We start from the raw sequence: 25,607 nt of genomic DNA on the forward strand, positions 1-25,607 counted from the left end.
CATTCTATTGATTTTGCTTAAGCTAATATGAGGTTTCCATATGCAAGAGTTCTAAGAAAATTTTAGAGTCAAAGAATCGTACTATATAAGAATTAGAGCTATTGTTTTATAATGCTCCTAATTCTTAGTTACTCAAATGCATACAAGAAGAAGGATAAATCTTCTTGCATTTTCTGATCAATTTATTAGAGGAATTAGTGCATTACATCCTACTCTTCTGCACGGTAACATGCTGAAGCATTTAAGAGATATGTAGTTTGCAGGAACTATTGACTACATATCTCTTAAATATGCCAACGTTGGCATAATCATTCATGTTTTTTGATCTGCCTACGTTAGCATATTTAGTTATCTTTTTTAAAATTCGCAAATATTCGTTCGATTATTTTTAATTTCACAAATGTTCGTTCATTTTTTCTCTTCTTGCTCTGAATTTAAAATTTTCTTGACCAGAGTTCCTCCAACTTATACACGGCGTTATAATTTATCAGAATCCAAAATTGTATCACTTGTCCCGTCTTGGAATAGGTTGACAGGATTAATTTAAGATTATAACTTTATTTGAAGCCTCCACAGTGCGCACTTTGGAGGCTTTGTTTCTATGTTGCCATTTTCACTTTTCTCTGCTCATGCATTTGCTTGGTGTCAGCAAATTGCAGCTCTGGTGGGGCCTGAGGCTTCCCTAAAACAAGTGAAATCTGCCTCGGTGGCCGGGCGGTTCACGGCATGGCGCTCCACGCGGACGTGATCAGAACGCAGGCGCAGGTGCTCTTCCATCGGCCGCTCCACAATTCTGCTGCGCAGACGGGCCCCGCCAGTCTCTATTTCACGTTTGCCTACTTGCAGGTTTTCCTCTATAATTAGATTAGAGGTAGAGGCGGTGAGGTCGTTGCGGGTAGTGTCTGTGGTGGAACCAGTGTAATCTGACGTTGAATTAGAAAGTATAGTATTGCGGGAGCTTCCTGTATAGGTTTCATCTACGCCGCCAGGGTAGGTGCCGGTGCCTGACGTAGCGTCTGAACCTCCGGTCAAGCCTGTGCCGCTGCCATAAGTAGAGCCTATGCTACCGGTCTTTTGTTGAGTTTTTGCCTTTCCTTATTTCATTTAAACGATCGTATAAATGAAAAATCCGATCGTACCTAGATACCTCCGCGCCCCCCCTCGGTTTTCCCTTTCAGGATTGCCTTTTGTTTAAACAAATTTCATGTCTTGGGACTTTATTGAGTTTCTTGAAAAATGGCAAAGATAGGGTACGCACGCGTCTCCACGGTAGACCAAAAGTTAGACCGGCAGGTAGACGCCCTGGAGAAATACGGCTGTTAGCAGATCTTCCAGGAGAAGGTCACCGGGCGCTAGGCAGACTGGCCCGAGCTGACCCATCTGCTTAAAGTACTCCGGAAGGGGAACCAGCTGGTCATCTACAAACTCAACCGTTTGGGGAGGAACTTCAACCACCTCATCAAGCTGATGGGGGAGCTGGAGGAAAGGGGCATTGACCTGGTCAGTTTGACGGACGCCATCGACACCAGCTCCAGCATGGGACGCTTCATTTTCCGCATGTTCGCCTCCCTGGCCGAGCTGCAGGCCGACTGGATCAAGGAGGACACCTCCCTAGGCCTCGGCCCGGGCCCGGGGGAGAAAAGGGGGGGCGTACCCCCGGCTTGTCAGAGAAGGCCAAAAGGAAAACCTCCAGCGCGTCCAAGCTCTACACTTTCCTTTTAGAGAAGCAGGTAGTTTTCCTCACGAGCCTTCTGTTCCTTGCCCTCAAGCAGGTATTTACCCCCTCTCTATTCTTTGCGTAAGCTTTGCCGACCCTGTGCCTATCTTGCGGTGTCACTTGGGCAAAAGCTTTTCAATGGTCGGTGCAGTATTCCCCAATGTCCACTTCCTCCAGCTTTTTGAGCAGTTCCCCTACCGTTTCGGCGCTCCTGCCGCCGCAACGGTAGGCCAATACTCCATGTGTCTCAGGGCAGTAGGCATACAGCAGCCAATATTCGCCCTTCTTGCGCCTGCCCCCGAAGCTCCACAGCTCATCGATCTGCACCGATCTATAAGCCTTGAGCCCAGGGCTGATCCTGGCCCTGCCCGCCTGTCGGCACAAGTTGTCCAAGACACATTCCCTGCTCACCCCCAGCAGCGCCTCGATGTCGCGCATGCCGTCGTTGCGCTCCGAAAGCCGCGATATCATCTGCTTTGGGCAGGATGAGCACCCTTGTAACTCTAGGAGGCCTGGAACTGCTTTTTTCAGGATCGGCACAGCAGGTTCTGCGAGCCGTTCTTTTTCTTCCCGTTTTTCACAACCTTACTACTCTGGCAGCGGGGACAGTTTACTTTGATGAGGACTTCGAACATTCCATCATTTTAAACACTCCGCTGCCAGCTTTTATCCCATCATACTTTATAAACCACTACCAAATTAATAAATGAGGAATGGTTTTGAGTTAGTGCCTACCCACTGGCAAAAGCGATTTTGTTTTGGAGCAATTTTTATGAAAACGGCCCATAAACGAAAGCCTCCGATTCCTATGTGTGTGAATATGACTGTGTGCGGTGCTTGCCAGAATAGCGCATCAGCACATTAACTCATTAGCACATTAAATAGTTAACCGATACCCTACGCCGCGGACGGTTTCCAGCCAGTCAGTGGTGGCGAAGGAGGAGAGTTTCTTGCGGAGGTTTTTGATGTGCACATCAATGTAGTTGGAGTCATAGTCATCTTCCAGGATGTTGCCCCAGATGTGCTCGGTGAGTTGCAGGCGCGTTAAGATGCGGTTCTTGTGCAGCAGCAGGTAATGCAGAATGTCAAACTCTTTCTTGGTGAGCACAATCTCCTGCGCGCCAAACGTGACCCGGCGCGTGCTGCTGTCTATCTCAAACCCGTGAAAAGCCACGCTAGACGATTTCAGCTTGAATTTGCGGCGCAGCACGGCTTGCATGCGGGCCTGCAATTCCAGTAGAGAGAACGGCTTGGGTAAATAATCATCGGCCCCCAGCCCTAAGCCTTTGATGCGGTCTTCCAGGGCACCGCGCGCGGTCAGGATGATAATGGCCGGATCATGGTCAATGGCTTTGATTTCCTTGAGCAGGTCCAGGCCGTCATAGTCGGGGAGGCCCAGGTCCAGCAGGATGAAGTCATAGCGGTTCACGGCAATTTTCTCGGAAGCTTCGCGTCCGTTGGAAGCCCAGTCGCAGATGTAGTGTTCCTGCGCCAGAAAGTGCATCAGCTCCGTAGCCAGACTGGTTTCGTCCTCTACAATCAGGATGTGCATAGGGTGGGGTGGTTTTGTAGCGGGTTAAAAGGTATAGCCGAGGTTAAGCGACACAAAGGATTGGGCTTTGGACTCATCGCCCTCCAGCCGGTTCACCGGCAGCGAAAAGCGGTAAGCAGGCTCAATGTCCACGTTGTACAGGCTGAACACCAGCGGCACCGTAATGGAATAATTGAGCACTTTGAACCGTCGGTTGATCTCGGTGGTGGTCGTGGTAGTGGTGCCGCCGTTTCCTTTTCCGTTCCCGTTGCCTTTTCCGTTGCCGGGTTTTAAAGGGTCCAACACCGTTCCCAGGCCGTTTTTCTTTTTCTGGGTCTCTACGGTGTAGGTCTCGGCAAACTCCTGGGTACCGGCAATGATGCTGAATTTAGGGTCTATGCCCACCGGGTTCTTGCCTTTCCAGAGGTTTTGCAGCGGAATATAGCGCGAGTTGTCCAGCACGGTGAAAAGGTCGCTGCTGCCCCCGAAGATGTAACTGGCGGTGAGGCCAGTCAGGAGGTATTTCCAGTCCAGGGAGCCCGAGGCGGTGAGCGCATTGGAAGTCACGGATTTCACCATGGGCGTGTTGGGGCCGAAAAAGAACCGCGAATAACTCACCAGGCCGTTGAACCGTTCGCCTACGTTGAAACTGTAGCCTGCCGTGACATCGGTCTCGTCAATGAAGTCTTCGGTGTCAAACAACTGGTAAGACATGGCCGAGATGAATAGCCCCGAGGTGTGGGTATAGGTCAGGGAGGCGGCCACGTACGGGTACTGGGTAGCGGTATTTCGCCCGAAAAAGGAAGCGTTATTGGCCGTTTCCAGCCCTACCGTCCAGAGGCCTTGCCGGGCCGTATCCTGGGCGGCTGCGGGAGAGGGCTCCAGATGGGTGGCGAAGGCAGCCGGAGCAATCCAGATAAGCAGCAGAAAACAGAATCCAAGCGGTTTTTTCATCTGAGTGGAGAGATAACGTAGAGTAGCGAATTTGTTTATCTGGCACTAGGACAGAAAACAAAAATAGGTACTTTCTGGGAAGGCTACGCCATTAGTGCTTGCCTACTTTGATGCGACCGGCGTTCACTTTTACCGGCTTGGCGGCTTTCATGGCTTTGGCAGCATTGCCACTGGCTTTCACGGCACTGCCAGCAGCTCCTCTGACCGGGCGGGCAGCACTCTGCGGCCGGGCGGCGGAAGCCCGGGAGTGGGTCACGTCCAGATCTGCCCGGTCAGCAGACACCTTCCGGGGTTTTTCCTGGCGACGGGCGGTCGCTACTTCTTTTACCTCCTGCTTTCCTTTTTTAGGCTGGGCATCGCTTTCGCCTTTCTTCGCCTTCCGGGGTCTGTCCTGCCCGAAGAGGTCAAGGTTTTCCGGCGCAGCCGTGGTTGATTCTAACGGTTCCACAGACATCGGAACGGCCAGATTCTTTTCTGACGAAGCCGCTGCTGTCAGGTAAAGGCCAGTCTCGCTGCCTGAAACGGTGTTCAGGTTTTGAATTGAAAGCGGTTTGGCGTATGCCGCTGCGGTGAAGAAGGTGGCCGCAATGCTTAAGAGAATTATTTTCATATAAAGTTAGCGCAATCCGGATAAAGATACTTCAAAGCTACTATGCAAAGAGGAAGTGTGGGGTAATAATTCCCGTGCTGTTCCAACTATTGTAGTAGACAGGGATTTCCTTTGATGGTTTAGGAGTGTTTCGCAAAAAAGAGGCCAAAAACAGTACTGCTTTGAAAGCCTCGGGTGTTTTCAGGAAACAAGGTTAGGTTACTGGACCGAACAGGCAAAAGTGCCTCCCTGCGGCTGACGGAGGGCCGTGCCATAGGCGGGGGAAGAGGAAGCCAGTAAACCATTGAAGACAAAGCAAAGGCTGATGAATACTTTCATGGTGATGTGTGTGTTAGGTGAGGAAAAGTTCAGCGGCCGCTGCCTGCACAGCGGCCGCTGAGGTAGAATTGGATTGGAATATTATTTACCTGCTTTCAGGTTGGCTCCGGCGTTCACTTTCACGGGTTTCACTCCTTTGGCGGAAGCTCCGGTGGTGACTTTGGTGTGACGGCGGGCACTGGAGGTACGGGTTTTGGCAGTTACGCTGGTTTCGGTCTCAATTCTGCCGGCGCGCTGGCGTTTCTCAGAGGCGGCTTGTTTGACCAACTGGCCTTTCTCTTGGCCGGTAACCTCGGTTTCCTTCGCCACGGTGCTGACGGTTTCGCCGTGGTTATCATGGTCCGGGCGGGCGGCTTTCAGGTTTGCGTTGGATTTTACTTTCGCTTCTGCCTCGGTCTGCGTCACTTTTTTGCGGGCTTTAGCCTTCTGTTCGGCTCTCTTTTGAGCGGCGGCCTCCAAACCTTCCTGTGTCTGGGATTTCGCTGCGGCTTTGCGGGTTTTGGTTTCCTCTTTCCTGGTGAGGGCGGCCTCCCGCTGCGAGGTTTCCTCGTCTTTCAGCGATTTGGTGGTTTTCTCTTTCTTCTCCTTGGTTTTCTCAACTTTCGCCTTGGCTACTTCGCGTACGGTTTCTCCTTTGCCGGAGGCATCGGCGGTGAGCTCGGTGTGGGCCGTGCTGCTGACGGTGGTGCCGTGGGTGGTTTGGGTTTTAGGTTCCTGAGAGGTAGAAGTGGTCTGGGCGAAAGAAGTGCCGGCTACTAAAAAAGCGGCAACTATGAAGGCTAGTTTTTTCATGTCAGTAGGGCGTTATTAATGGTTACTGCGTCAAAACTATTTTGTCAAGATGAAGAGAAGATGAAGAAATGCCTTCAGAAAAAATTTTTTTCAAATTTTTTCTGAAAAGCCGGTATCCGGCGTTTAGTGGCTGTTTTGGGTAAATCATGCTGAAAACCGAAGTTGTGTCTCTTCTGACTATTGGTGAACTTTAGACGTTTATCTATTTGCTGCTTTCGTCTATATGAAGATAATCCCCCGCTTCCTTTTGCTGTTGATGGCCGTTTGCACCTGGCTTATGTTTGGTTGCGACCAAGAAGAGGACGATCCCGCCTCCGATCTTGCCTTGCTGTATGGCAAATGGAAAGTGGTGCGGCACGAAGGAAAACCTCTCCTGACCGCCGGGCGACCAGCTCCTGTTGGCCCTTTCTATAAGCAGCCGTTTCAGATTGAAGGGGGAGACAGCCTGTTCTGGCAGTTTCACCAAGACAATCTGTTAACTGTCACCGATCCGTACATGCCTCTGATTACCGCACAAATGGGGGTGGGAGAGATCGTGAATAGCGACAGCGTTTCCTTTGACATGCGTGAACGGCCTTTTCAATGGACTTATAACCATGGCCTTCTGGAATTGCAGGAGCGTTCGCCCAGGTCCAGGTTTGTGGTAGGAGGGCAGTATAAAATAGAGCAACTGACCAATGACTCTCTGGTGCTGGAACATTACTCAGCCCTACATAATAACAACGGAACTGTGCTGCCTTACCCCGTCCGGCAAAAGACCTTTACGTACAAAGTGCGGTTGGCGCGCCTCCGCTAGGTGCTACTTTAGACCGGTTTTTCGAAAAACAGGCCCAAAACAGAAAAGCCGCTCTTTGGTAGAAGAGCGGCTTTTCTGTTTGGAGAGTAATCCCTTACAATACCTTCACTTTCAGATAAGAAGGTTGCTGGGCATTGTGGTACACGCGGTGCGTGGCTTTCTGAAAATCCTCGTCTTTGGCTTCGTAGATATTAGGCACAAACTTCTGCGGATTGCGGTCTACGAGCGGGAACCACGTGCTCTGCACCTGCACCATGATGCGGTGGCCTTTCTTGAAGGTATGCAGCACATCCTGCAGGGGCACGTTTACGGTGGTCACCTGGTTGGGGGTGAACGGCTCGGGTTTCTCGTAGCTGTTTCTAAAGCGGCCACGCAACACCTCGCTGCGCACCATCTGCTGGTAACCGCCCATTTTCACGCTGGCCGGGTTGTGCGCATTTTGGCGGGCGGTGTCTGGGTACACGTCAATCAGTTTCACCACCCAGTCAGCGTCTGAGCCGGTGGTGGAGATGTTCAAGGCCGATAGGATTTCGCCCGCCAGGGTGATGTCTTCGGTCAGGACATCGGTTTGGTACACCAGCACATCCGGCCGACGGCTGGCGAACCGCTGGTCATCGGTCATGTACTCGCGGGTCATGCCGGTGGTGGTTTCCTCAGAGAAGGGAACCGGTTTGGCGGGGTCACTGATGAACTCGTCAAAGCCGGAGCCGCCCGCAGCCGGTTTCTCGAAGCTGAGTTTACCGTTCGCCCCGAAGTACAACAGCCGCTCCTGGGTGTTTTTAGGCGGCCAGGCGGCAAACTCCCGCCACTGGTTTGCGCCGGTGTTAAACATGTAAGCCTCTGGTAAAGCCGGTTTGCCTTTGCCATTTTCTTTGAGGTAGTGGCGGAAGAACTTGGCTTCAATGTTAGGCCGATAGAACTCAGACGTGTTCTGCCGGAAAGAAACCTTCCCCAGGTTTTCGCCCGCAGAACGCGACCAGCCACCGTGGAACCAAGGCCCCATCACGAGGGTGTTGTACGCATTGGGGTTGTTTTTCTCAATGGTCTTGTACGTTTCCAGTGCCCCGAACAGGTTTTCGGCGTCAAACCAGCCCCCTACCACCATCACAGCGGGTTTGATGTTCTTGAGGTGCGGCCGGATGTTCATGGCTTGCCAGAAGGCGTCATAGTTGGGGTGCTGCACCATGTCGTTCCAGAACGACACGTTGTTTTTCAGGTACTTCGCGTTGGCGTTGGGCAAGGCTCCCATGCGCAGGAAGAAATCATAGCCGTCTGGGGTGCCGTGGTCAAAGCGCGGGGCTCCCGTGGGCGAGGGCTGCGGCCGAGGTTGCCCGAAAGAGGCCAGGAAGTTGAAGGCGTGCGGCAAAAAGAACGCACCGTGGTGGTGGAAATCGTCCCAGAACCAATCGGTGACCGGAGCCTGGGGCGAGGCGGCTTTCAGGGCCGGGTGATTGCTGAGCAAGCCCACCGTGGTGTAGTAACCGGGATAAGAGATGCCCCACTGGCCCACGCGACCGTTGTTGTTGGGCACGTTCTTCACGAGCCAGGCAATGGCGTCATAGGTATCGGTGCTCTCGTCCACGTCCTTCTTGCCCTTTTTGGCGATGATGGGCTTCATGTTGATGAACTCGCCTTCGCTCATGTACTTACCGCGCACATCCTGGTAGGCGAAAATGTACCCCTCGCGCAGCATGTCTGAAGACGGCCCGATGCTGGTTTTGTACTTGTCCGCCCCGTACGGTCCTACCGAGTAGGGCGTGCGGCTGAGCATGATGGGGTACTTCTGGCTTTTGTCTTTGGGCGCATACACCACGGTAAACAGCTTGGTGCCGTCCCGCATGGCAATCTGGTGTTCCGTTTTGGTGTAGTTTTCCCGAATGTAGGCTGAATCTGAAAGGGTTTGGGCAGCGGCAAGCGAGGGCCAGAGCAGAACCAGCAAGAGCCATTGCCAGAGGTTTGATTTCATAAGTAGTGTGTTTGTATCGTTTGGAGCAAGCAAAATAGAGAATTCAGCGCCAGCAGACAACCTTTGTTTCGGGGCTGCTTTTCAGAAAAGAGCCTTAAAACAGAGATTGTAGGCGCGGCGAGGTCCACGGCAAGATAGAGAGGGAAGCCAGGAAGATCTCTGCGTTTTTAGCCTGCTTTCAGGAAAGGCACACAAAAAAGGCCTGGAAAGCCAGGCCTTTTAGAGTTAGACGAACAGTGTGCTTGTTATTGGCAGGCATACTCCACATTGGAAACGGTGGTGGTGCCGCTTTTCGTTTTGCTGGTGATCTTGGTAGGATATCCGCTGGAGTTGTACTCATACGTATTGGTGTAGGATTCCTCCTGATTCACGGTGCTCCCGGTTTTAGCCTCGGCGGTCAGCACGTTGTTGGTGCTGGGCGGGGCAATAAACAAGCCGGTTAACAGCGACTGAAAGGAAGCCGCCATGTTCTTCTTGTCATCATAAGTGTAGGTAGTGGTGGAAGACGGCGTGGTGGCGTTAGGCAGGAATTCTTTCTCGGAGATCACGTTGCCTTTGCTGTCGTACTCAAACTTGGCGGTACCCATTGGCAGCACCAAAGGCGAACCCTCAGGCTCTTCTGAAGGCATCACCACAAAGCGCTCTGCGGAGATCACTTTCTTGGCAGAGTTATATTCATAGGTGATCAGCATGGCGGCTCCTTCTACGCCGGCTTCTCCGCTGATGTCCTCAGACTGCATGTACATGCCATCTGGTAATTTGCTTGTGTTGCCATCTTCGTACACGTACTCAATGGAGCCTTCCGGGAACTCCAGCGCCGTAGGTTGGCCGTTGGAACCATAGGTGACCGTGATCTGGCCCAGTTCTTCATCCGTGAAGGAGGCGATGCGGTCATTGGCGTACGTGAAGGTAGAAGTGCCCTCCGTGCCGGTAATTTTAGTGATTCTGCAGTCAGAGGCAATGGGGGTTGGATCAGATTCATCGTCCTCAGAGCAGGAGGCGAATACCAGTAAAGAAAGAGCGAAGAAGATAGTGGGTAATTTAATGAATTTCATGATGCGGTAGAATAAGTTGATACTTCGGTTCAAGTGAAAGATGGAATGCAAAGCGCTTTTGTGCATTTTCAAAAGTATAGACACAGGTACCTCGCTTTACCCCTAATCCAACCCCAACTTTTTTTAATGATATTTTTCTGTAGCTACATGTTCTGCTGAGAGGACATCCCGGAAACTGAAAAGGAAAGCACTGATAATCTGCTTGCCAGCATCAGTTTCACCAGGCACCCGCAGTACAGAGGGCTTTCTGGTGAGTTTGGTGTCTCTGTCCGGAAAAGAAGGGGTATTTTTTTAGGTGCTTTTTGAAAAAGCAGGCAGAAAACGTATGGGAACCGTCTTATTCTTTCGGCATTTTTTTTAAACTTTGGAAATCGCTTAACTCCCTTGTTAAGCTTATACAAGCCTATCTTTATGCTGAAAATTTTCTTGAAGCAGGTCGTTCTTTGGGTCCTGCTTTTGGGTGGAATGTCTGTAGGGCACGCCCAAACCACCACTGCCGCTTTGCAGACGCCGGAGCAGTTCCTGGGCTACCGGTTAGGGGAGCAGTTCACGTATCACGGTCGTCTGGTGGACTATGTCCGGTACCTGGCTGGCCAGAACCCCAACAAGATGCAACTGCAGACCTACGGCCACACCTATGAGAAAAGGCCCTTGCTGCTGGCTACCATCTCCTCGCCGGCCAACATGCAGCGCTTGGAGGAAATCAGAACGAACAACCTCAAGAGCACGGGTTTGATGAGCGGTCAGCCTACGGGTGGGAAGCAACCGGCCATTGTGTGGCTCAGCTACAACATCCACGGAAACGAATCTGTGTCTTCCGAGGCGGTGCTGCAGGTGTTGTATGACCTGTTAGACCCCAACAATGCCCAAACCCAGAAATGGCTGGAGAACACGGTGGTGATGATTGACCCCTGCGTAAACCCCGATGGCCGCGAGCGCTACACGCAGTGGTACAACCGGGCCCGCAACCAGGTGCCCAACGCCTCGCCGTACGCCTGGGAGCATAATGAGCCCTGGCCGGGCGGACGCCCCAACCACTATTACTTTGACCTGAACCGTGACTGGGCTTGGCAAACGCAGATAGAATCCAAGCAGCGTGCCGTGGTCTACAACCAATGGATGCCGCAGCTCCACGCCGATTTCCATGAGCAGGCCGTTGACAACCCGTATTACTTTGCACCTTCGGCGAAGCCCTACCACGATGCCATTACCCCTTGGCAGCGCGAGTTCCAGGGCATCATTGGCGATTACAACCGCAAGTACTTTGACAAAAACAACTGGCTGTACTTCACCCGCGAGAGCTTTGACCTGTTCTACCCCAGCTACGGCGATACCTGGCCCACGTACCAGGGTGCCATTGCCATGACTTACGAGCAAGGCGGCTCGGGACGCGCCGGGGTGGTCATCCAGAAATCCGACGGTGATAGCCTGACCTTGAGCCAGCGCATTGCCCACCACCACGCCGCCAGTTTGGCTACCGTAGAAGCCATCTCAGACAAAACCGACCAGGTGGTGAAGGAATTCCGGAAGTTCTACACCGATGCCCAAGCCAAACCCTTCGGGCAGTACCGCAGCTACGTGTTCAAGGTGAAAGGCGAGGAAGGCCGCATCAAGGAACTCACCGAGTACCTGGACCGCCAGCAGATCCGCTACGGGTACGCCAAAGCCGGAGGCAGCAGCAAAGGTTTCAACTACCAATCGGGGAAAACGGAATCCGTGAAGTACGAAAGCGGCGATCTGGTCATCAGTGCCTATCAGCCTAAATCCACCTTGCTGAACGTGTTGCTGGAGCCATCGGCCCGGCTGGAAGACTCGGTGACCTATGACATCACTGCCTGGTCTTTGCCGTACGCCTATGGCTTGCGCGGTGCCGCGTTTACGGGCCGGATTTCCATGAACGAAGCCAAACCAGCTGCTACCGTTACCAACGCTGCCGCTCCGGCCGCTTACGCCTACATCGCCCGCTGGAATGGCGTGCAAGACCTAAAGTTCTTGGCATCCCTGCTTAAGTCCAAGGTGCGCGTGCGCTATTCTGAGGTTCCTTTTGAGCAAAACAAGGAAAAGTACGCGCCCGGTACCCTCATCATCACCCGCACCGGCAATGAGAGCTTAGGCGCGAAATTTGACCAGATTGTGACCCGCGCCGCCGATTCTTTGGGCATCCAACTGGCATCCACCACCACCGGTTTTGTGACGTCTGGCTCAGATTTCGGGTCGCGCAGCGTGCGGTACGTGAAAGCGCCGCGCGTGGCCTTACTGACCGGCGAGGGAGTTTCTCCGTACGGTTTCGGGGAGATCTGGCACTACTTTGAGCAGCAGATTGGCTACCCGGTTACCGTGCTGGGCGGCGACTATTTCGGCAATGTGCCGTTGAACGAGTTTGATGTGCTCATCCTGCCCACCGGCTCGTACGGCCGTATTCTGGACGAGAAAAACCTGACCAAAGTGAAAGACTGGGTCCGCGCCGGGGGTAAACTGATTGCCCTGGAAAGCGCAGTTACCTTCCTAGCTGACAAGCCGGACTTTGCCGTGAAAAAGAAGACTGCAGATACTACCACCTCCAAGAAAGCGCCTTCGGCCGATGATCTGAAGAAGTACGCCAACCGCGAGCGCGAATCCATCTCTGAGGAGGTGCAGGGCAGCGTCTTCCGGATCAACCTGGACAACACGCATCCGCTGGCCTTCGGCTACGGCACTACGTATCCGGCCCTGATCAGAACCAATACGCTGCCCCAATTCATGAAAGACGCCTGGAATGTGGGCGTGGTGAAAGGCGAGGCCCCGGCCACTGGTTTTGTGGGTTCCAAAGCGAAAGCCGATCTGCAAAACGGCATGGTGCTGGGCGTGCAGGACCTGGGCCGCGGCCAAGTGGTGTACCTGGTAGACAATCCGCTGTTCAGAGCGTTCTGGCAAGGCGGGAAGCTGCTGTTCGGGAACGCCGTCTTTTTAGTGGGGCAATAAACGAGCACAACTTCAATAGAAAACAGGAACGCCCGCTGCATGCGGGCGTTCCTGTTTTAGGCAGTTTTTCAGGAAAATAGCCACAAAACGCGTCGCTTCGTATGTGAGTGCAAAGTGATCGTGAATCTGAATAGAAGTATTACTTAACCGGATATCCTCATGCGTTCTGTCCTGATTGTTTCAGCGCTACTGGTGGGCCTCAGCGGCTGTGTGAAATCAAATTCCTCTAACACTACTTCGGCAAGTCTGGCGCAGGTGAGCGAGCAGGCCTTGTCAGCGGCGGAGGTCACCAACGCCCGGGCGAACTACACCAACTATTGCGGCGGCTGCCACGGCCGTGAGCTGGAGACGTTTGTGAACCGCAAATGGCAGCACGGCGATTCGCCCGAAGCCTTGTTCAAGGGCATCAAACACGGCTACCCAGAGCAGGGAATGCCCGCCTACGCTACCACATTCTCAGACCCGGAGATCACCCAACTGGTCAGTTTCATCCGGCAGGGCATTGTAGCGCAGAAAGAGAAACCAAGCACCAAATCCAACGCCACGGTACATCGCTCAGAGAAGCTGAACTTTGAACTGGAGAAGGTCGTGACCGGACTGGATGTGCCCTGGGCGATGGCGTTCCTGCCCAACGGCGACATGCTCATCACTGAGCGCGAAGGCACGCTCTACCGCTTCACCCAGAACAAGGAACTGCAGAAAATTACCGGCGTACCCGAGGTGCTGGCGCAAGGCCAGGGCGGCCTGATGGACGTGAAACTGCACCCTGATTTCTCTAAGAACAATGTACTCTTCCTCTCTTATTCGGCTTTCAAGAAAGAGGGCGGGCAGACACTTTCCACCACCGCCATCATGCGCTCGCGCCTGGAGGGCAACACGCTCACAGACCAGAAGCAGATCTTTGAGGCGCAGCCCTACGCCAGAACCCGCCACCACTACGGCAGCCGTATAGAGTTCGGCCGAGACGGGTACCTGTACTTCTCCATGGGCGACCGGGGCGGCACCCGCGAGAATCCGCAGAACCTGACCGTGCACGCCGGTAAAACCCACCGCATCAAAGAAGATGGGACTATTCCGGCAGATAATCCGTTCGTGAACCGCGCGGGCGCGATGCCCTCCATCTTCACCTTCGGGAACAGAAATCCGCAGGGAATGGCCCTGAACCCCGAAACTGGTCAATTGTGGCTCCATGAGCACGGGCCCAAAGGCGGCGATGAAGTCAACATCATGCAGAAAGGCGCGAACTACGGCTGGGCCGATGTCACCTACGGCATTGACTACAACGGCTCCAAGATCTCGGACCTGAAGCAGAAAGCCGGCATCACGGACCCTATTAAAATCTGGGTGCCGTCCATCGCGCCCTCGGGGATGGCTTTTGTGACCGGCGATAAGTTCAAGAACTGGAAAGGGGATCTGTTGGTGGGTTCGCTCAGCTTTAAATTCCTGAGCCGCTTAGAGGTAGACGGAAACAAGATTGTGAAAGAAGAGCGCCTCTTGCAGGACATTGGTCGGGTGCGGGACGTGCGTGTGAGCCCAGATGGTTACGTGTACGTGGCCGTAGAGAACCCGGGCGTGATTTACCGGCTGGTACCCGTCAATTGAGAGTAACTCGCTGCAAACCCGCTAAACAGCCGTTATCCGTTTCTGGGCCGTTTTACAGAAAAGCGGCCCAAAACGCATCTACCCCAGAGATCGGAATGAATACCTTTTACTCTGGTAACTGCACGTACACGCCATCTTCCCGCACCTCCAGCGCATACCGCACCAGCGGACGGGTGCGGCCCTTGCACTCCTCCCCGGAAATCAGGTGGAAACGGTAACTGTGCCAGGGGCAGATGATCTCGTTCAGGTAATTGGTGGTTCCGCGGCTGAGGGCATCGCCTAAGTGCGGGCACAGGTTTTCTACCGCAAAAAGGCCCGAGGGCGTATGCGCGATGCAGATTTCCTGCCCGGCCGCCACTACGGCTTTGGAGCGGGTGACCGGAATCTGGCTTTTGGCCTGCGCTTCGCTTTCAAAAAGTTTAATCCATGGCATAGGAGTGGGTACGAAGAAAGCGCGAACCTGTTTTAGGCCTGGTTTTCGGAAAACAAGAGGAAAACGGAAGCGGAGGAGATTAGAATGGGCCGGAAATGAAAAAGCCCGGAAAAACCGGGCCCCTTACACCAAACTAACAAACAAAACTTTAAACCTAATTGAAGACCAACCGATCCCTTGAAAAGCAGCCAGCTGAGAGGGATTCAGGGGCTGTGATCTCGGTTAGTGATACAAAGATGCAGTCCTTTAGCCCCCACCACAACCCAAATGAGAGGAAACAGCCTTTTTCCTGTCTGAACCCCGATAAAGCCGGAGTGAAGTGGAATATGGGGGTGTGAACCCGCCTAAACCCGTACTGAACTGGAAAGCCAAAAATCCGGTTGTCCAGCTTATTTGTTGAAAAAAATGGCGGATGTTGCTCCTAAAATGTATTCTCGCTTTTAGCTGAAAGGCATTTTTACGCGATGTTGGCTGAAAAATAGAGAAGTTTTCTGGCAGACTATCATTTTCAATTCCGCGCTTTTTAAGCTACCAGACAGGATATCACGCGGTTGAATCTGCACCAGCGTTGGAGCCAGAAAGTATGCAGAACGGGTTTACAGGGTGCTTTTCTGAAACCAGCCTGAAAACAGAACCGCCAGCTGAAACACGGGGTGTACCTAAAATGAAAAAGCCCGGAAAAACCGGGCCCCTTACACCAAACTAACAAACAAAACCTAAATTCAAATGAAAGGCCGGCCGGAGCCAGCGAAGTACCAACCTCCTCTGGAAAGCTTTGGAATCTGAGACAGATCAGGGTTTCCGGGCTGATTGGTGATACAAAGATGCATCGGGTTTTAGCGGACCGCAACGGAAACTAGAAGAAGCGGGCCTTTTCCTGGGTGAAGCCCGAAAAAGAGGGAGTGAACCTGCCAAGCGTGACCAGAACCGCAGGTGGCGCATACAGATAGTTACATTTACGCGCATAAAAAAAGCCACTCCGGGCAGAATGGCTAAAACCTATTTCCTTTAAAAAAAGTGCTTAAAAGTAGTCTATTACCAGAGCGCAAGCGGATAGAACAAGACTACTTTTAAGCTGAAATAGAGTGTGAATGTATGTTTTTTACGGGGCTAAAACCTTAAGGTTTAAGAGAGTAGAAAGAAATTGTAGATTTTTTTTCTAAAACCTCTCTAGGCTGCTCCAGGAGCAATATTTTAATTGTTTTTTCTCCCGTGTTCCAGTTCTTGAATTGGGTAAGGTCAGTCCACAGGCGGTCGCCGGCTTTAACATTTACAATTTTCTCCTCCCCGTCTGGGGTCACCATCCGGAGGGTTCCGTCAGAACCGGCGTAGGCTTCCTGCTCCGGCGACGCGTGGAAATCAAGGTGTTCACCCGGTTTCAAATCCAGTGACATGATGCGGAGGTGATCGGTTTTCAAGACATGCTTGAAGACTTTGGTGGTGCGGCTGGTTGGTCCGGCAGCGGGAGTAGTTCCGGCGAAGGCGGGAACCAGGCTGAACAGGAAACAAACGGATAAAATGGCGGAGGTAACTTTGGTTTTCATGATGTTTATAGGTTAAATTTTTTAAACTTATGTAGAAGGGTTTGCCTTTTCTGAAGTAGCCCTTTTGATTATATAGATGCAAAGTTGAGTAAAACGTTGCTTGCTTGTATGTTAAAGGTTTGTTAAAAGCCTTAAAATCAGGATGAAGCCGAAGAAAGAGAAGATGAGGCTGATATTTTCGAGGATGAAGATACCGTTGTTTTTTTAGTCTTTTTCCAGAAACAAGCCCAAAACCGATTCTGCCTGTCCAAATCTGTTTTGAACGTGCCAGCAAAGCCGCTTTGATGCGTGGGATTTCTCAGCTAGGGAAACTGCTGCAAGACGATCTGTCTCGCCAGCAAGAGCGTGTCTGCGGACGAGCAAATAAAAAATCCGCTTTGGGGCTGATTTCTGGAAACTAGCTCCAAAGCGGAAGCAATGGTAAAAACAGCGAGGAGGAACTAGGAGGGATCTACGTCAATGACCACCCGAAGCTGTTTGAAGTCTTTGTTTTGCAGCAGCGCCTGCACCGCTTCCTGCACATGGAACTTGGATTCGCGCAGGTTGCCGCTCTCGCGGTCCAGTTTCACGTGAATTTCCTGTAGAAACTGATTCCTGATCTTAAAGATATGCGGTGCCTCTGGGCCCAGCACGCCGGTTCGGCCTAAGCGGTCTACCAGTTCCTTAGCCAGCAAAATGGCAGCGCCTTCGCAGGGCTTGGCTTCAGGGTGTTTCACCGTGAGCCGGATCATGCGCACAAAAGGTGGATACCGGAACTTCTGCCGCTCGGCGATCTCCTGTTCGTACAGGCCCTGGTAATCGTTATTGATCACCCGCTGGAAAATAGGCTGGTTGGGGTTGGCTGTCTGGATCAATACCTTGCCTTTGTTGCCCTTCCGGCCGGCGCGGCCACTCACCTGCACAAACAACTGGTACGCCCGCTCATGCGCCCTGAAATCGGGGAAATGGATGATGCTGTCGGCGCTCAGGATGCCCACCAAGCTTACGTGCTCGAAGTCCAGACCTTTGGTCACCATTTGCGTGCCCACCAGCACATTGGTGCGCTGGTTTTCGAAGTCTTCAATGATCTGTTGGTGGCTGTTCTTGCGTTTGGTGGTGTCCAGGTCCATGCGCTGGATGCGGGCCTCGGGCATGATCAGTTTCAGCTCGTCTTCTATTTTCTCGGTCCCAAAACCCACGGTTTTCAGCATAGTGGAGCCGCAGGCGGGGCAATCGTTGGGTTTGCGTTCGGTGTAGCCGCAGTAATGGCACCGCAGTTCATTGGAGAACTTGTGGTACGAGAGGCTGACGGCGCAGTTACGGCATTTGGGAATCCAGGCGCAGTCGTTGCAGTCAATGAAAGGCGCGTAGCCCCGCCGGTTCTGAAACAAAATCACCTGCTCGTTCCGGAACAGCGCGTCCTGGATGTCGTGCACCAACCGGTTGGAGAAATGGCTCATCATGTTCTTGCGCAGGCTCTCCTGGCGCGTATCCACCAGTTCCACCTGCGGCAACGTGGCTTCTCCGTAGCGCTCGTGCAAATTCACCAGACCCCAGCGGCCGCTCTGGCAGTGGTAATAGGATTCAATGGACGGCGTGGCCGAGCCCAGCAGGGTCTTAGCCCCCTGAAACTGCGCCATCATGAAGGCCACCTCGCGGGCATTGTAGCGCGGAGCGGGTTCGTGCTGCTTGTAGGAGGGTTCGTGCTCTTCATCCACGATGATGAGCGAAAGTGAATGGAACGGCAGAAAAATGGAGGAACGCACGCCCACCACCACCTGGAACCGGCCCGAGAGAATGCCATTCCAGACTTCCACGCGCTCGTTGTCCGAGAACTTGGAGTGGTACACGCCCAGCCGGTCCCCGAACACACGTTTCAGGCGGGTCACAATCTGGGCCGTTAACGCAATTTCAGGCAGCAGATACAGCACCTGTCCGCCCGCTTCCACGGCTTTCTGGATCAGGTCAATGTAGATCTCGGTTTTGCCGCTGCCCGTGATGCCGTGCAGGAGCACGGTGCTTTTCTCCCCGAACATCTCCAGCACCTGGTCGCGGGCGGTGGTTTGGGCCGGGGACAGCTCAGAGGAAAGGTAAGGGCCGCGACCTTCGGCCATCGGGAAGCGGCTCACCACCACGTCAAACTGCTCCAGCACGCCGTGTTTGAGCAAGGTGTTAATCGCTGACAAAGACAGGTGCGGGTTGGAGGTGAGCACGTTTTTCTCCAGGCCTTCCTCGTTCATCCGCAGGTTCTGCAGAATGGGCGTGAGCTGCACGTACTTGAGCAGCACATCCAGTTGCTTGGGTTTGGGAGCCAGTTGGTTGAACAGCTCTTCTAGGGTTTCCTCATCCGTCACGAAAGAGGAGGCCAGGCGCACCTTCTTCACCACCTTGGGCGCGTATTTCTCCGCGATTTCCTCATAGATGATGATGACATCTTTGAGCAAAAGCGATTTAATGATCTTATGAAAACTGGTCAGTTTCAGGAGCTGACCTACCTCCGTGAAGGTGAGGTGCTGCTTCTGGCGCAGCGCGAAAATGATCTTCTCTTCGTGGCCGGTGAGGGGCCACTCGTTGGTTTCTACGTTGAATTGCGGGTGGAGCTGGATCTTGGACTCACTGCTGAGCTTCAACGCCGAAGGCAAGGCTGCGTTGATGACTTCGCCCAGCGTGCAGAGGTAATATTCGGCCATCCAGAGGAACAGGCGCAGCTGCGGTCCCGTCACCACTGGTTTTTCATCAATGACTTCCAGCAGGTACTTGGCCTGGTATTCTTTGGGCGGCTGGTCATGCACGCGCGCTACCACGCAGCTGAGTACTTTCTTTGACCCGAACTGCACCAGTACGCGGGCGCCTACCAGCACCTCATCGCTCATTTGATAAGGAACCCGGTAGGTATAAAGTTTGGGAAGCGGTAAAGGCAAAATGACGTCCGCGAACAGGGTAATCCGTTCAGGGACGTCATCAGCAGGAATATGAAATTCTAATTCTGGTGTCAAAGCGTCCGGTTTGGGCAAAGTTCGGAAAAACAGCCCGGAAACGGAAACTTTCCTTATTTCACCTGATATTCTTCTACGAGTAAGATCACGGGTTTTGCAGCAGAATCTTTGTCTTGCAGCACCGCGGTGTACAACAGAACCGGCTCATCTTCGCGCACTTCTATTTCCATCTGCTCCACCAGGGTAGATTTCACTGGCAGCCACACTTCTTTGTTTGCAGCGGTGAACAGCATTTCCTTACGGTACTCCCGGATGTTGCTTGGTTTAAAGCCGTTCTCTTTCATTAATTGGATATTCTCCATGGTGATGTTGCGGGTTTTGCCTTCATACACCATAGATAAGCGGCAGGCCGGTACCTCAACTTGGCCCGAGGGAGCCTGAGAAACGGCCGGGGCGTGGGTCTGCAGCGCATCAAGGGTAGTTTCTGGGTGAGTTTTCTGTAAACGCTTCCAATATCCGTCTCCGTTCTGGGAAAAGGCAGTAGCGGTACAGGCTAGCCAAAGGCCGCCCAAAATAAATAACTTCTTCACGTAATGACTTGGGTTTAGTTCTTACCCCCGCAACAGCAACATCCCCGGTCAAGTTCTGCGCACGTAGAAAAAAGATGATTTTATCAGCAGAGCTACACCTTTGCCTGTTAAAATACTATTCCGCTTTACTGCAAAAGGGTCCTGTTAGCCGGAAGAGCCTTTTTACTGTAAAGCGAAACAAATTATGTCATATATGGCTGACCTGGTCCAGTGCTTCGGCCACGGAGGTGACGGGCAGTTGGCAGGCATGGTTGTAGCAGACGTAGATGGTGGTTTGCCCGTTGGGCGCGGTACGGTCTTCCAGCAGGGGCAGGGTGGAGGAGTTTTCCTCTTTGGTGCCTACCAGCAAGGCATTGGGCATAAAATGCTGCTGCAACAGGTTTCGGAAGGAATGTGCCTCCGGGCCTACCAGAGCGATCTCCGCGGTAGGTTTAAGCTTGAGAGAATACAGCGAGGCCCAGTTGGCCAGATGCGAGGGTTCCTGCACCACCAAGTCGCGCACTTTGGACAGCATCTTGTCTGAGAGGCTGGAATAGCGCTCTTTTCCTAAAAACAGGCCCAAAAAGTGCAGGTTCATGGCCATCACTGAGTTGGAGGCGGGCACCACGTTGTCAAAGATCTCTTTCTTGCGGGCAATCAGTTGCTCTCCGGCGGTGCTGGTGAAGTAGAACAGGTCTTCTTCGGGATCAAAGAAATGGGTGAGCGTATATTCCGTGAGCTTCCGCGCTTCTTTGAGCCACGTCTCGTCAAAGGTGATCTGGTACATGCCTAGCAGGGCCTGGATCAGGAGCGCGTAATCTTCCAGGAAACCGTCAATGGTGGCTTTGCCTTCTTTGTAGTTGTGGAAGAGTTGGTTTCCCTGTTTTAGGTGCGAGATCAGGAAACGGGCGTTAGAACAGGCCAGTTCCAGGATTTTGGGTTCCCCGAAGGCCCGGTAGGCGTCTACCAGCCCAGTGAGCATGAGCGCGTTCCAGGAGGTGAGGATCTTGTCATCCAAACCGGGCCTGATGCGCTGGGCTCTTGCCTGCAACAGCGTGTCTTTCCAGTGCTGGGCGTGGGCCTGCACTTCTTCCAGCGTCATCCCCTGATCGGCGGCGAAGGCTTCATCAGTCTGATGACGGTGCAGGATGTTCACGCCGTGCTCCCAGTTACCGGCCTCCGTGGTATTGTAGTAGCTGGCAGCCAAAGCCGCTTCCTCGCCCAGGAGTTCCGTCAGTTCTGCCTGCGTGAAGACGTAGAATTTGCCTTCCACGCCCTCGCTGTCGGCATCCAGCGAGGAATAGAAGCCGCCTTCGGGGCTGGTGAGTTCCCGTTCCACGAAGGCAATGGTTTCCATGGCTATCTGCTGGTACAGTTCGTTGCGGGTCACCTGGTAGGCCTCAGCGTACAGGCTGAGGAGTTGCCCGTTGTCATACAGCATCTTCTCGAAGTGCGGCACCAGCCATTCTTCATCGGTGGAGTAGCGGGCAAAGCCGCCGCCTACCTGGTCATAGATCCCCCCGAAAGCCATTTCCTCCAGCGTCAGGTTCACCTGTTCCAGGGCCGCTGGATTCTGGCTGTGGTGGTAGTACCGCAGCAGAAAGCGCCAGATGCTGGGCATGGGGAATTTGGGAGCGCCACCGGTTCCGCCGCGTTTCAGGTCAAAGCGGCGGCTCAGGCTGGCGAACATCTGCTCGAAGCCCTCTGGGGTAAAAGTCGCGTTGGCCTGCTGGAGTCCGTATTTGGCTAGTTCACTCTGTTGCAGGTGCTGCACGAACTGATCGGCGGAGGAATCTAGTTCAGCGCGGCTTTTGGTATAGGCATCGGCGATGCTCTGGAGTAGCTGGACCCAGTTTTGGGGCGGAAAATACGTGCCTCCGTAAAATGGCTTTGCGTCTGAGTTCAGGAAGACGTTGAGCGGCCAACCGCCCTGCACTCCCATCGCGTGCAGCGCATCCATGTACACCTGGTCTACATCGGGGCGCTCCTCGCGGTCTACTTTGATGCAGACGAAGTGCTGGTTCATGATCTGGGCGATGTCCTCTTTCTCAAAGGATTGATGTTCCATGACGTGGCACCAGTGGCAGGCGGCGTACCCAATGCTCACCAGAATAGGCTTCTGCTCGGCTTTGGCTTTCTGCAGCGCCTCCGGTCCCCAGGGAAACCAATCCACGGGGTTATAGGCGTGCTGCAACAAATACGGGCTGGATTCCTGGGCGAGACGATTGGGCTTTTTTTCCATGGTTTTACAGGTAAAGGTGGGGTAGCGTTTTGAGCCTCTTTTCTGAAAATAGGCCCTAAACAGAACTAGTGCATACGCAATTGACGCTGAACCGTGTCAATTTCCGACTGGACATCGGTTTCCAGGGAGAGTTCCTGCAGTTTTTGGAGCAGCTTCTGGAGGAACTGCTGGTGCGCCGGACTCTCGGGGTGGAAAGGTTTGTGCGCCAACTCCCGTTGAAGCTCGGTCCAGCGTTCTATAAAGCTGGTGAAGGCGTTGTCGGCGTACGACTGGATGAATTTTTCCCAAATGTAGTGCTCCGCCATTTCAGAGGGATGCAGCAGATCCGGGGCGTAAAACCGGTAATCGCGCAGGTCATCCAGCAGCAGTTCGTAGGCCGGGAAGTAGGAAATTCTAGGGTGTTGCTCCATGGCCAGGTGGGCAGCTACCCGCAGCAGGCTTTTGCTCACGCTGTTCAGCGGGAGCGTGTCCTTCAGATGCCGCACCGGACTCACCGTGACAATCACCTGCAGGCTGGGGCAGTGAGCGTGCAGGAGGTCCAGCGTTTGCCGGGTATCCTGCACGAGTTCCTCTACGGTGAGCAGGCGCTTGGTGAATTCCTTTTGGGGTACTTTATGGCAATTGGCCACCAAAACGCCCGTTTCTATCCGTTCATAAACGTACGCCGTGCCCCAGGTGAGCATAAGCGCCTGGGCTTGTAGCAGGAAGGTGTGCGCCTCTTCTATTTTCTGCTGTAAGGTCTGCAACAGCACCTCGCGTTGCGGGTGTGAGAACGAAGAGTGGAAATCGTAATGAAACCAGATGCCGCCCTGCTCCACCAGCCCTTCCTCTAACCAGTGGATGTCTTTTTCCAGCACCGCCCGCACCAGTTTGTGAATGGACAAAGGGTTGAAAATTGTTCCAAACGGATTCACCAGCGTATTGGCCTTCACCTGGTGTAATTTCCGGCCCATGACCTCGGCAAAGCAGGACCCGATGGTGAAGATTCCTTTGGTACGGGAGAACCGGGCGGGGGCGGTAGGAACGTTTAATTCAGTACGAAACTGCATAGGCAGGAGAGACGGGAAGCCCCGCATAGTATAAATACTTGTTTTACGCGTCCGGCAGCACAATAGGATACAGTTGCGCCAAAGATTGAATGGTGTGGGTAGGCGCCTGGGCTAAACAGAGTGCCTCGGCCCCGTAGCCGTAAGCGGCCCAGCAGGAGGGAAGGCCGGCATTGTTGGCGAACTGCAAGTCAGCGTGCGTATCGCCCACCATCAGAATCTGGGAAGCGTTCAACTGCGGATAATGTGGTTTAATCTCCTGCTCGTACGCCATGGGGTCTGGCTTCTTTCTGAGCGGCAGCTTGGGGTTGTCGCCGATGACTAGGTCAAAGTAATGGTCCAGCCGGAAACGCTTCAGGGAATCTTCAATCGCCCGCTGGCCCTTGTTGCTGATGACCACGCACGCAATCTCGTGCGCCGTCAACTGCCGCAGCAGTTCGTCTACGCCCGGGAACAGCGTGGTGAGTTTCCCGCCATCAGTGTCATAGATGTGCCGGTAGTGGAGCACCCACTCGGCCAGTTCCTCTTCTTTGTGTTCGCTCTGTAACGGCGGATAGATAAGTGGCAGCATTTCGGCCAGATTGCCCCCGGTTCCAATTCCCTGTTTGATGCGCTCAGGAGAGGGCGGTGTGATGCCTTTCTGCTCAAAAGCCTGCTGGAAGGTATACTGTATGGCGTTTTCTGTGTCGCAGAGGGTGCCGTCGAAATCAAAGATGACTACCGGGTACGGGTTCATGGGAGAAGGTTAAGGAATAAAGATAGCCATCAACTTACTTACTGCCGTTCCGGCTCCTGAAAAAATGCGAATCTTCTGTCTTGCCCATCAATTCGTCTACGGTTTTCTGTTTTAGGGTTGTTTTCTGAAAACGGCCTTAAAACGGTTTCATCGGTTACAATCTGATGGGAGAGAAGCAGTGACATTGCAGGGCGGGATGAATGGAACCGGATAGCCCTAAAAACAAAACATCCTGCCGGAGTGCGGCAGGATGTTTTAAATCTATGAGAAGCTGCTAAAACTAAGCGGCCACTACATTGAAACGGATCTGGTGTTTCACTTCTTTGTGCAGGTTCAAGGTAGCAGTGTACTCGCCCAGTGATTTCACCTCTTGGTCGAAATCAACACGCTTGCGGTCTACCTCGTATCCTAAGGCTTTCAGAGCCTCAGAAACTTGCAACGTAGTGACAGCACCGAAGATTTTGCCGCTCTCGCCTGCTTTGGCAGGGATTTCCAACAAAGTGTCACCAATGCGGTTCGCTAAGTCTTGTGCGTCTTTCTGGATTTTCTCTGCTTTGTGCGCCGCCTGACGGGTGTTCTCCGCTACAACTTTACGGGCAGAAGGGGTAGCCATTTCAGCTAAACCTTGTGGGATCAAATAATTACGGCCGAAACCTGGCTTAACAACAACGATATCGTTTTTATAGCCAACGCCTTTTACGTCATCTTTAAGAATAACTTCCATCTCTTTTTACCTCCTTATTTTAAAGAATCTGTTACGTAAGGCAAAATAGCCAAGTGGCGTGCTCTGGCAACCGCCTGAGATACACGACGCTGGAACTTTAAGCTGGTTCCAGTTAAACGACGAGGTAACAGTTTACCTTGCTCGTTCACGAACTTCAGTAAGAAGTTACCGTCTTTGTAGTCGATGTACTGGATTCCGTTCTTCTTGAAACGGCAGTATTTCTTGCGCGTGTCTTGCTTGTGGATTTTTTCGTTAACTAAACTCATGACGCTTGGGCCTCCTTCTCTTTTTTAGATGATTTGAATTCACCGTTTCTGCGGCGCTCGTTGTAAGCAACAGCGTGCTTATCCAGGGCAGTGGTCAAGAAGCGGATGATTTTCTCATCGCGACGGAAAGCCAGTTCTAATTGATCAACAATTGTTGCTGGACCTTGGAATTCCACGAGGTGATAGAAACCAGTGTTTTTCTTCTGGATCGGGTAAGCCAGTTTTTTTAGGCCCCAGTTCTCCTCATGAATAATGTCGGCGCCATTTTCCTTAAGCACCTGTCTGAACTTCTCGACCGTCTCTGTCATCTGAGCCTCGTTCAACAACGGGGTCATGATGTAGAGTACTTCGTAATTTTTTAAAGTCATTTGAAAAAATGATTTTGGTTCGAAGGGGCAAAGGTACACGAAACTCTGACAGAAACCAAGAATCATAAAAGATAAAGTCCAAAGACTTATGTGGTTCTGAGTGGTTTCCTATTTTAAGGCTGTTTTCCGGAAAGCAGCCTTAAAACAAAGCGAAGGAAAACACAGTGTCTGGATAGGAGGGATGCAGACCAGAAGGAAAGCGCACCTGTTTCTAATTACCCAGGCTAGCAGCACAGAACGCAATTTTACTCTATTATATATAGTGTGCAGAAAAGAGGAGAAAGTGAGTTGTTAAAGCCGATGTTCAAATCCATGTGGGTGAATGGCTGAGGAAAGGGCATGTGGTGCCGGAATCCTGCTAACGAAGAGACTGCTGCGGCTAAACTGAGAAGAAGTTGAATAAAACCTACTGCTTGTCTGGGACACGAGCAATCTGGAGCCAGGCGATAGTAATTTGTAAGT

21 protein-coding genes and 2 pseudogenes are annotated in these 25,607 nt (G+C 52.8%); 4 read left to right on the forward strand and 19 right to left on the reverse strand.

Annotation, left to right across the window (positions count from 1 at the left end):
- Positions 1-645: 645 nt before the first annotated feature.
- On the reverse strand, positions 646-1,032 hold the full coding sequence (locus tag H7U12_RS22895) for a YsnF/AvaK domain-containing protein (RefSeq protein WP_194362560.1): 387 nt from the start codon (positions 1,030-1,032) through the stop codon (positions 646-648).
- A gap of 204 nt (positions 1,033-1,236) precedes the next feature.
- On the opposite strand from H7U12_RS22895, the pseudogene H7U12_RS23000 reads away from it, so the two are divergent.
- Positions 1,237-1,722 (forward strand): annotated as a pseudogene (locus tag H7U12_RS23000) (recombinase family protein).
- Here the strand turns inward: H7U12_RS23000 and H7U12_RS17470 are convergent.
- From H7U12_RS17470 to H7U12_RS17495, 6 genes and pseudogenes are all read right to left on the reverse strand, one after another.
- A pseudogene (locus H7U12_RS17470) lies at positions 1,706-2,188 on the reverse strand (IS1 family transposase). The pseudogenes H7U12_RS23000 and H7U12_RS17470 sit on opposite strands and share 17 nt — an antisense overlap.
- A gap of 56 nt (positions 2,189-2,244) precedes the next feature.
- Positions 2,245-2,352 carry a transposase-like zinc-binding domain-containing protein gene (locus H7U12_RS23005; protein ID WP_186640399.1) on the reverse strand — a complete coding sequence of 36 codons (108 nt, stop codon included), beginning with the start codon at positions 2,350-2,352 and terminating at the stop codon, positions 2,245-2,247.
- Positions 2,353-2,594: 242 nt separating this feature from the next.
- Positions 2,595-3,269: a response regulator transcription factor gene (locus H7U12_RS17480; protein ID WP_186640401.1), complete on the reverse strand. Its 675-nt coding sequence runs from the start codon at positions 3,267-3,269 to the stop codon at positions 2,595-2,597.
- Positions 3,270-3,293: 24 nt separating this feature from the next.
- The gene (locus H7U12_RS17485) at positions 3,294-4,202 is read right to left on the reverse strand and encodes a hypothetical protein (RefSeq protein WP_186640403.1); all 909 of its coding nucleotides are present in this window, start codon (positions 4,200-4,202) and stop codon (positions 3,294-3,296) included.
- A gap of 91 nt (positions 4,203-4,293) precedes the next feature.
- Positions 4,294-4,812 (reverse strand): hypothetical protein, encoded by a 519-nt coding sequence (locus tag H7U12_RS17490; protein WP_186640405.1) that lies wholly within the window; start codon positions 4,810-4,812, stop codon positions 4,294-4,296.
- 399 nt (positions 4,813-5,211) lie between these two features.
- Positions 5,212-5,922 carry a hypothetical protein gene (locus tag H7U12_RS17495; protein WP_186640407.1) on the reverse strand — a complete coding sequence of 237 codons (711 nt, stop codon included), beginning with the start codon at positions 5,920-5,922 and terminating at the stop codon, positions 5,212-5,214.
- A gap of 223 nt (positions 5,923-6,145) precedes the next feature.
- Here H7U12_RS17495 and H7U12_RS17500 point away from each other — a divergent pair, with 223 nt between their 5' ends.
- Entirely contained in the window at positions 6,146-6,718 is a 573-nt protein-coding gene (locus tag H7U12_RS17500; protein ID WP_186640410.1) for a hypothetical protein, read from the forward strand.
- Between the two features lie 94 nt (positions 6,719-6,812).
- Here the strand turns inward: H7U12_RS17500 and H7U12_RS17505 are convergent, their stop codons facing one another.
- Positions 6,813-8,684, reverse strand: a complete 1,872-nt coding sequence (locus tag H7U12_RS17505; RefSeq protein ID WP_186640412.1) for a CocE/NonD family hydrolase — start codon at positions 8,682-8,684, stop codon at positions 6,813-6,815.
- 245 nt (positions 8,685-8,929) lie between these two features.
- Positions 8,930-9,739 carry a hypothetical protein gene (locus H7U12_RS17510; protein WP_186640414.1) on the reverse strand — a complete coding sequence of 270 codons (810 nt, stop codon included), beginning with the start codon at positions 9,737-9,739 and terminating at the stop codon, positions 8,930-8,932.
- Between the two features lie 411 nt (positions 9,740-10,150).
- Between H7U12_RS17510 and H7U12_RS17515 the strand changes: the two genes are divergently transcribed.
- A complete protein-coding gene (locus H7U12_RS17515; protein WP_186640416.1) occupies positions 10,151-12,700 on the forward strand; it encodes a M14 family metallopeptidase in 2,550 nt (849 codons plus the stop codon).
- 159 nt (positions 12,701-12,859) lie between these two features.
- The gene (locus H7U12_RS17520; protein WP_186640419.1) at positions 12,860-14,302 is read left to right on the forward strand and encodes a PQQ-dependent sugar dehydrogenase; all 1,443 of its coding nucleotides are present in this window, start codon (positions 12,860-12,862) and stop codon (positions 14,300-14,302) included.
- Between the two features lie 106 nt (positions 14,303-14,408).
- Here H7U12_RS17520 and H7U12_RS17525 read toward each other — a convergent pair whose 3' ends face one another.
- From H7U12_RS17525 to rpsF, 10 genes are all read right to left on the reverse strand, one after another.
- On the reverse strand, positions 14,409-14,735 hold the full coding sequence (locus H7U12_RS17525; RefSeq protein ID WP_186640421.1) for a Rieske (2Fe-2S) protein: 327 nt from the start codon (positions 14,733-14,735) through the stop codon (positions 14,409-14,411).
- Between the two features lie 1,118 nt (positions 14,736-15,853).
- Positions 15,854-16,279: a hypothetical protein gene (locus tag H7U12_RS17530; protein ID WP_186640424.1), complete on the reverse strand. Its 426-nt coding sequence runs from the start codon at positions 16,277-16,279 to the stop codon at positions 15,854-15,856.
- A 440-nt stretch (positions 16,280-16,719) separates the two neighbouring features.
- Positions 16,720-19,254 carry a replication restart helicase PriA gene (gene priA, locus H7U12_RS17535; RefSeq protein WP_186640426.1) on the reverse strand — a complete coding sequence of 845 codons (2,535 nt, stop codon included), beginning with the start codon at positions 19,252-19,254 and terminating at the stop codon, positions 16,720-16,722.
- Between the two features lie 53 nt (positions 19,255-19,307).
- The gene (locus H7U12_RS17540) at positions 19,308-19,784 is read right to left on the reverse strand and encodes a hypothetical protein (RefSeq protein WP_186640428.1); all 477 of its coding nucleotides are present in this window, start codon (positions 19,782-19,784) and stop codon (positions 19,308-19,310) included.
- Between the two features lie 187 nt (positions 19,785-19,971).
- Complete coding sequence (locus H7U12_RS17545) at positions 19,972-22,005, reverse strand: thioredoxin domain-containing protein (protein WP_186640430.1); 2,034 nt, start codon at positions 22,003-22,005, stop codon at positions 19,972-19,974.
- Between the two features lie 65 nt (positions 22,006-22,070).
- Positions 22,071-23,054: a GSCFA domain-containing protein gene (locus tag H7U12_RS17550; protein WP_186640432.1), complete on the reverse strand. Its 984-nt coding sequence runs from the start codon at positions 23,052-23,054 to the stop codon at positions 22,071-22,073.
- Positions 23,055-23,097: 43 nt separating this feature from the next.
- Positions 23,098-23,787: an HAD family hydrolase gene (locus tag H7U12_RS17555; protein WP_186640434.1), complete on the reverse strand. Its 690-nt coding sequence runs from the start codon at positions 23,785-23,787 to the stop codon at positions 23,098-23,100.
- A 280-nt stretch (positions 23,788-24,067) separates the two neighbouring features.
- Entirely contained in the window at positions 24,068-24,511 is a 444-nt protein-coding gene (gene rplI / locus H7U12_RS17560; RefSeq protein ID WP_186640436.1) for a 50S ribosomal protein L9, read from the reverse strand.
- A 14-nt stretch (positions 24,512-24,525) separates the two neighbouring features.
- The gene (gene rpsR / locus H7U12_RS17565; protein WP_048921044.1) at positions 24,526-24,777 is read right to left on the reverse strand and encodes a 30S ribosomal protein S18; all 252 of its coding nucleotides are present in this window, start codon (positions 24,775-24,777) and stop codon (positions 24,526-24,528) included.
- Positions 24,774-25,145, reverse strand: coding sequence for a 30S ribosomal protein S6 (gene rpsF, locus H7U12_RS17570; RefSeq protein ID WP_123124901.1), 372 nt, complete (start codon positions 25,143-25,145; stop codon positions 24,774-24,776). Before rpsF ends, rpsR begins: the two co-directional genes overlap by 4 nt.
- Positions 25,146-25,607: the final 462 nt, after the last annotated feature.

Origin of the sequence: Rufibacter sediminis (assembly GCF_014269285.1) — a bacterium.
Classification (GTDB): Bacteria; Bacteroidota; Bacteroidia; order Cytophagales; family Hymenobacteraceae; genus Nibribacter; species Nibribacter sediminis.

Excerpts from the sequence above, each read along its gene's own strand:
- H7U12_RS23005 (WP_186640399.1), bottom strand. The coding sequence starts at position 2,352 with ATGTTCGAAGTCCTCATCAAAGTAAACTGTCCCCGCTGCCAGAGTAGT.
- H7U12_RS17480 (WP_186640401.1), bottom strand. The coding sequence starts at position 3,269 with ATGCACATCCTGATTGTAGAGGACGAAACCAGTCTGGCTACGGAGCTG.
- H7U12_RS17485 (WP_186640403.1), bottom strand. The coding sequence starts at position 4,202 with ATGAAAAAACCGCTTGGATTCTGTTTTCTGCTGCTTATCTGGATTGCT.
- H7U12_RS17490 (WP_186640405.1), bottom strand. The coding sequence starts at position 4,812 with ATGAAAATAATTCTCTTAAGCATTGCGGCCACCTTCTTCACCGCAGCG.
- H7U12_RS17495 (WP_186640407.1), bottom strand. The coding sequence starts at position 5,922 with ATGAAAAAACTAGCCTTCATAGTTGCCGCTTTTTTAGTAGCCGGCACT.
- H7U12_RS17500 (WP_186640410.1), top strand. The coding sequence starts at position 6,146 with ATGAAGATAATCCCCCGCTTCCTTTTGCTGTTGATGGCCGTTTGCACC.
- H7U12_RS17505 (WP_186640412.1), bottom strand. The coding sequence starts at position 8,684 with ATGAAATCAAACCTCTGGCAATGGCTCTTGCTGGTTCTGCTCTGGCCC.
- H7U12_RS17510 (WP_186640414.1), bottom strand. The coding sequence starts at position 9,739 with ATGAAATTCATTAAATTACCCACTATCTTCTTCGCTCTTTCTTTACTG.
- H7U12_RS17515 (WP_186640416.1), top strand. The coding sequence starts at position 10,151 with ATGCTGAAAATTTTCTTGAAGCAGGTCGTTCTTTGGGTCCTGCTTTTG.
- H7U12_RS17520 (WP_186640419.1), top strand. The coding sequence starts at position 12,860 with ATGCGTTCTGTCCTGATTGTTTCAGCGCTACTGGTGGGCCTCAGCGGC.
- H7U12_RS17525 (WP_186640421.1), bottom strand. The coding sequence starts at position 14,735 with ATGCCATGGATTAAACTTTTTGAAAGCGAAGCGCAGGCCAAAAGCCAG.
- H7U12_RS17530 (WP_186640424.1), bottom strand. The coding sequence starts at position 16,279 with ATGAAAACCAAAGTTACCTCCGCCATTTTATCCGTTTGTTTCCTGTTC.
- H7U12_RS17545 (WP_186640430.1), bottom strand. The coding sequence starts at position 22,005 with ATGGAAAAAAAGCCCAATCGTCTCGCCCAGGAATCCAGCCCGTATTTG.
- H7U12_RS17550 (WP_186640432.1), bottom strand. The coding sequence starts at position 23,054 with ATGCAGTTTCGTACTGAATTAAACGTTCCTACCGCCCCCGCCCGGTTC.
- H7U12_RS17555 (WP_186640434.1), bottom strand. The coding sequence starts at position 23,787 with ATGAACCCGTACCCGGTAGTCATCTTTGATTTCGACGGCACCCTCTGC.
- rplI (WP_186640436.1), bottom strand. The coding sequence starts at position 24,511 with ATGGAAGTTATTCTTAAAGATGACGTAAAAGGCGTTGGCTATAAAAAC.
- rpsR (WP_048921044.1), bottom strand. The coding sequence starts at position 24,777 with ATGAGTTTAGTTAACGAAAAAATCCACAAGCAAGACACGCGCAAGAAA.
- rpsF (WP_123124901.1), bottom strand. The coding sequence starts at position 25,145 with ATGACTTTAAAAAATTACGAAGTACTCTACATCATGACCCCGTTGTTG.